At 69.9% G+C, this 4,887-nt stretch carries 6 protein-coding genes and 1 pseudogene; 4 read left to right on the top strand and 3 right to left on the bottom strand.

All coding sequences use genetic code 11. The features are described from left to right. The 3 genes and pseudogenes from K9U41_RS21790 to K9U41_RS21780 all read left to right on the top strand — a co-directional run. Positions 1-511, top strand: a pseudogene (locus K9U41_RS21790) (signal recognition particle protein); the annotation flags it as partial. A 147-nt stretch (positions 512-658) separates the two neighbouring features. Next, positions 659-1,024 carry a 30S ribosomal protein S16 gene (gene rpsP, locus K9U41_RS21785; protein WP_138399272.1) on the top strand — a complete coding sequence of 122 codons (366 nt, stop codon included), beginning with the start codon at positions 659-661 and terminating at the stop codon, positions 1,022-1,024. A gap of 315 nt (positions 1,025-1,339) precedes the next feature. Further along, positions 1,340-2,839 carry a leucyl aminopeptidase gene (locus K9U41_RS21780; protein WP_282642938.1) on the top strand — a complete coding sequence of 500 codons (1,500 nt, stop codon included), beginning with the start codon at positions 1,340-1,342 and terminating at the stop codon, positions 2,837-2,839. Positions 2,840-3,096: 257 nt separating this feature from the next. Here the strand turns inward: K9U41_RS21780 and K9U41_RS21775 are convergent, their stop codons facing one another. Further along, positions 3,097-3,336, bottom strand: coding sequence for a hypothetical protein (locus K9U41_RS21775; protein ID WP_282642937.1), 240 nt, complete (start codon positions 3,334-3,336; stop codon positions 3,097-3,099). Positions 3,337-3,473: 137 nt separating this feature from the next. Between K9U41_RS21775 and K9U41_RS21770 the strand changes: the two genes are divergently transcribed. Then, complete coding sequence (locus K9U41_RS21770; protein WP_282642936.1) at positions 3,474-3,935, top strand: DNA polymerase III subunit chi; 462 nt, start codon at positions 3,474-3,476, stop codon at positions 3,933-3,935. Between the two features lie 116 nt (positions 3,936-4,051). On the opposite strand, the gene K9U41_RS21765 is transcribed toward K9U41_RS21770, so the two are convergent. Together K9U41_RS21765 and K9U41_RS21760 are read right to left on the bottom strand one after the other, a co-directional pair. Next, entirely contained in the window at positions 4,052-4,498 is a 447-nt protein-coding gene (locus tag K9U41_RS21765; protein ID WP_282642935.1) for a phage holin family protein, read from the bottom strand. Beyond that, positions 4,495-4,788 carry a hypothetical protein gene (locus tag K9U41_RS21760; protein ID WP_282642934.1) on the bottom strand — a complete coding sequence of 98 codons (294 nt, stop codon included), beginning with the start codon at positions 4,786-4,788 and terminating at the stop codon, positions 4,495-4,497. The genes K9U41_RS21765 and K9U41_RS21760 overlap by 4 nt, the downstream gene beginning before the upstream one ends. Between the last annotated feature and the right edge of the window lie 99 nt (positions 4,789-4,887).

Below are 4,887 nucleotides of genomic sequence, written 5' to 3'. Positions count from 1 at the left end.
GGGCGGGCTCATGGGCATGCTGCCCGGCGTCGCCAAGATGAAGAACCAGATCGCCTCCGCCAATCTCGACGACAAGGTGTTCAAGCGGCAGGTGGCCATCATCAATTCGATGACGCCGAAGGAGCGCCGCGCGCCGAAGCTCCTCGACGCCTCGCGCAAGCGCCGCATCGCGGCCGGCTCGGGCACCAAAGTGGAGGAGATCAACCGCCTCCTGAAGATGCACCGCCAGATGGCCGACGTGATGAAGTCCCTCGGTGGCGCCGCCGGCAAGCGCGGCCCGCTGGCGGGCCTTGCCGGCATGATGGGCTTCGGCGGCGGCGGGCCCTCGCCCGAAATGCTCAAGGACATGGCCGACAAGATGGGCGCCGGCGGTCCCGGTGGTGCCGGCGGCATGGGCGGACTGCCCCCCAACTTCCCCGGCCTGCCGGGCGGCCTGCCCTCCAAGTTCCCCGGCGGCCTGCCGGGCCTGCCGAAAGGCCTTCCTGGACTGGGAGGCTCGAAGAAGAAGTAACCCCCCTCTCCCCGTCATGGCCCCGCGGCCGGGCGCAGCACGGCGTGTGACGCTCAGGCGGCGCCGCGTCGATGCCCGGAACAAGCCCGGGCCTGGCGGTTTCGCAAAAACACATCAACCGATCGAACGACCATAAGGAAGAACACCATGTCCCTGAAGATCCGTCTCGCCCGCGGCGGCGCCAAGAAGCGCCCCTACTACCGCATCGTCATCGCCGACGCCCGCTCGCCCCGCGACGGCCGCTTCATCGAGAAGATCGGCACCTTCAACCCGCTGCTGGCCAAGGATGCCGAGAACCGCGTGGTGCTCGACCTCGACAAGGCCAAGGCCTGGCTCGAGAAGGGCGCCCAGCCCACCGACCGCGTCGCCCGCTTCCTGGACGCCGCCGGCCTGCTGAAGCGCGAGGCCAAGAACAACCCCAAGAAGGGCGAGCCCGGCGAGAAGGCCAAGGAGCGCGCCAAGGAGCGGGCCGAGAAGGCCGCCGCCGGCACCGAGGACGCCGCCGCCGAGTGAGGCCGGCGGCCTCGTCTGTGACGGTTCAAAGGGGGGCGCCCGGCGCCCCCCTTTTCTTTTGCGCGGGAGGCGGATGCGCCGAGGCACTTATGCGCAGCGGCGCTTGCGCCGAATGCCGGCTTCCCTTCGGTCCGCCGCCGAAATCGCGGCGCCGGGTGCCACTGAGCCCTTTCCATCCTCGCCCGGTATCCCATCTAGACGGGAGCCTTAAAGCTCGGGCGCGGCGGCATGGGCGGTTCCACCCGCGCGCCAGCCGGTCTAGAGACAGAGGCAACAGACCGATTCCTTGAAAAGCCTTCCTGCCCGGAGCGTCGCATGTCCGAACCCGTCACCCTCTCGTTCGCACGGCTCACCGCCGCCCCCAAGGGCGTGCTGATCGTGCTGACCGACGAGACCCTCGCCTTCGGCGCGCAGACGCAGAAGCTGCTCAAGGGCGCCGCCGATGCCGCCGTCACCCGCGCCTTCGATGCCGAGCGCTACAAGGGCAAGGCCTGGAGCACCATCGACCTGCTCGCCCCCGCCGGCCTCGATGCCCCGCGCCTGGTGGTGATCTCGGTGGGCAAGGTGGCGGACCTGAAGCCTGCCGATTTCCTCAAGCTGGGCGGCGTGGCGGCGGGCAAGATCCCCTCCTCCGCCCGCGAGGCCACCGTCGTGCTCGACCTGCCGGGCGCCAAGATCGGCCCCGAGTCGGCGGCGGAGGTGGCCCTCGGCATCCGCCTGCGCACCTACAGCTTCGACCGCTACAAGACCAAGAAGAAGGACGACACCGAGCGCGGCGCCCTCGCCGTGACCCTGCTGGTGTCCGACGAGGCGGCGACCCGGCGCGCCGTGACCGCCGCCGATGCGGTGGGCGACGGCGTGCTGTTCGCCCGCGACCTGGTGAACGAGCCGGCCAACGTGCTCGACCCGCCCGAGTTCGCCCGCCGCGCCGAGGAGCACCTGTCGTCCGTGGGCGTCGAGATCGAGGTTCTCGACGACGCCGGCCTCGCCCGTGCCGGGATGCACACGCTGCTGGGCGTCGGCCAGGGCTCCATCAAGGAAAGCCGCGTCGTCATCATGCGCTGGAACGGCGGGCCCGCGGGCGAGCCGCCGGTGGCCTTCATCGGCAAGGGCGTCACCTTCGACACCGGCGGCATCTCCATCAAGCCGGCCGCCGGCATGGAGGACATGAAGGGCGACATGGGCGGCGCCGCCTGCGTCACCGGCCTCATGTATGCCCTCGCCGCCCGCAAGGCGAAGGTGAATGCGGTGGGCCTCGTCGGCCTGGTGGAGAACATGCCGGACGGCGCCGCCCAGCGCCCCGGCGACATCGTCACTTCCCTTTCGGGCCAGACCATCGAGATCATCAACACCGATGCCGAGGGCCGGCTCGTGCTGTGCGACGTGCTCTGGTACGCCAAGGAGCAGTTCAAGCCCAAGTTCATGATCGACCTTGCCACCCTCACCGGCGCCATCCTGGTGGCGCTGGGCTCGGAATATGCCGGCCTGTTCTCCAACGACGATGATCTGAGCGAGCGCCTCGCCACCGCCGGCAAGGAGACCGGGGAGCGGGTGTGGCGCATGCCGCTGGGCCCGGAATACGACAAGCTGGTGGATTCCAAGTTCGCCGACATGAAGAACACCGGCGGCCGCCATGCCGGCTCCATCACCGCCGCCCAGTTCCTCCAGCGCTTCGTGGACAAGACCCCCTGGGCGCATCTGGACATCGCCGGCACCGCCATGTCGTCGCCGGCGAGCGACACCAACAAGAGCTGGGGCTCGGGCTGGGGCGTGCGCCTGCTCAACCAGCTGGTGAAGGACCATTACGAGGGCTGAGGCCCCGCGTATGCGCATCCTTGCATGCCCCCGGCCGACTGGAGCGGAAGCTTCAGGTCGGCCGGGGCTACAAGCTCAAGGCAATGTGGATTCAGGATATTCGCCCGCAACAGCCAGCGCCCCATGAAGGGGCGGCAGGCATTATTCGGCCGGGCCGGCGTGCGGGGGATGCTTCGGCTCGGTCAGGCGCACGGCTGCATAGCCCATGGCGATCACCACCACGGGCAGCACCACATACGCATAGAGCCAGAGGCCGGTCATATCAGTCGTCCAAGCACGCTTCTTGCCATGAAGTGTAGCACGCCAGCCGCAGCCAGCCAAAAGATGCTGCCCAAGGCGATGAGCACGCCATGGGAGGCGGCCGCGGCGCCGGCAGAGCCCAGACCATAGAGCGACGCCACCGCCGGTCCCAGCGCCCCGACGGTCAGGCAGGCGGTGGAGGCCCGGTCGAGGGCATTGGCCATCAGCTTGGTGCGCTCGTTGTGGATCAGGCTCATGGGCGGCATATGGAAGGCGCCCCCGCCCTGGTCAAGCGCCGCCGCCGGCCCCGATGAGGGGAGGGCGTGGCCGAATTCCCGGTGCAAACCGGCCGGAACGTGCTCTAACCTGCGCCCGTTCCTTTCGCACCCCGGCCATGACCGAAATCCTCTTCTACCACCTTGAACGCCGCCCGCTGGAGCAGGTGCTGCCGACGCTTCTGGAGAAGTCGCTGGAGCGCGGCTGGCGGTGCGTGGTGCAATGCGGCTCGGCGGAGCGGCGGGATGCGCTCGATGCGCATCTGTGGACCTACAGCGAGGCCTCCTTCCTGCCCCACGGCACCGAGGCCCAGCCGGTGCCGGAGCGCCAGCCGGTGCTGCTGGCCACCACCGAGGCCAACCCCAACGGCGCGCAGGTCCGCTTCCTGGTGGACGCCGTGCCGCTGGCCGATTCGTCGCCCTATGTGCGCGTGGTGCATCTGTTCGACGGGCGGGACGACGAGCAGGTGGCCGCCGCCCGCGAGCGCTGGCGCGAGGCCAAGGCCGCCGCCTCGGCGCAGGGCCACGACCTCACCTATTGGCAGCAGGACGAGAACGGCCGCTGGGTGCGCAAGGCGTGAGCCCAAGCCCGCGCGGCGCCTGAGCGAAAACAAGGCGTGAACCACCCCCGCGCGGCGCCAGAGCGAAATCCCGTCCCCGGTCGAAAACCAGGGACGTTGGCCTGAGCGAGGTCCGCTCACGCCCTCGGGCGGCGGAAAGCCTTCAGCAGGTAGGTCAGGATCGGCACCACCAGCCCGGGCACCGCCGCGAAGGAGGCGAACTGGGACAGGCTGGACGAGGTGGCCTTCATCTCCGCCTGCACCGCGTCCATGGCCGCCTGGTTCACCTGGTTGGCAAGGCCGAGTTCCCGCGACGGCTTCAGCGTGGCCCCGACCAGCGCCACGACGAGGGCCAGCACCAGCCCGCCGCCGCCCACCGCCACCGCCGCCCAGATCGGCCCCAGCGAGGCTTCCAGCGCGAGGAACAGCGCCACGCCCAGCATCACCACGCCGAAGCTCGCCACCAGCGCCGCGAAGGCGAACAGGCCCACCCGCGCCGCCACGTGCCGCAGGTGGATCTCGGCGATGATGGTGTTGGTGCGCAGCAGGATCTTGAGGTTCCGCGCCAGCTGATCGACGTTCATCCCGCATTCCTTCCCGTGCGCACGATGGTGACCGGTCGCAGCAGCGCGCCCACCACCACCCCGGCGAGGAACGACACCGCCATCCAGGCCAGGGGATTGAGCCGCACCGCGCGCCGCGCGCGCCTGCTTCCCGCATCCGCGGCGGCATCGAGGCCCGCCGCGTCCGTCTCCATGGCCGCCTTCAGGGCGGCGCCCGAAAGCTCGCTCTGAAGCCCCATCAATTCCGTATGCCGCTCTTCGCCCAATGATGCCTCCCGGATCACCATGCGGGCCGCCTGAGAGGGGACCACCGGCGTTTCCCTGTCAAGCTGGCCTGCGTGTACAACTGTCCGCGGCGGCGATTGATCCGTGCCGCCTGCTCCTGCATCCAGCCCCCCCGCCCACAGGAC

Origin of the sequence: Xanthobacter autotrophicus (genome assembly GCF_029991245.1) — a bacterium.
Lineage (GTDB): Bacteria > Pseudomonadota > Alphaproteobacteria > Rhizobiales > Xanthobacteraceae > Xanthobacter > Xanthobacter autotrophicus_C.
This window is presented reverse-complemented; position numbering and strand designations above follow the sequence as displayed.

Coding starts and splice junctions, on each gene's coding strand:
- K9U41_RS21770 (WP_282642936.1), top strand. CDS start 3,474: ATGACCGAAATCCTCTTCTACCACCTTGAACGCCGCCCGCTGGAGCAG.
- K9U41_RS21765 (WP_282642935.1), bottom strand. CDS start 4,498: ATGAACGTCGATCAGCTGGCGCGGAACCTCAAGATCCTGCTGCGCACC.
- K9U41_RS21775 (WP_282642937.1), bottom strand. CDS start 3,336: ATGAGCCTGATCCACAACGAGCGCACCAAGCTGATGGCCAATGCCCTC.
- K9U41_RS21780 (WP_282642938.1), top strand. CDS start 1,340: ATGTCCGAACCCGTCACCCTCTCGTTCGCACGGCTCACCGCCGCCCCC.
- rpsP (WP_138399272.1), top strand. CDS start 659: ATGTCCCTGAAGATCCGTCTCGCCCGCGGCGGCGCCAAGAAGCGCCCC.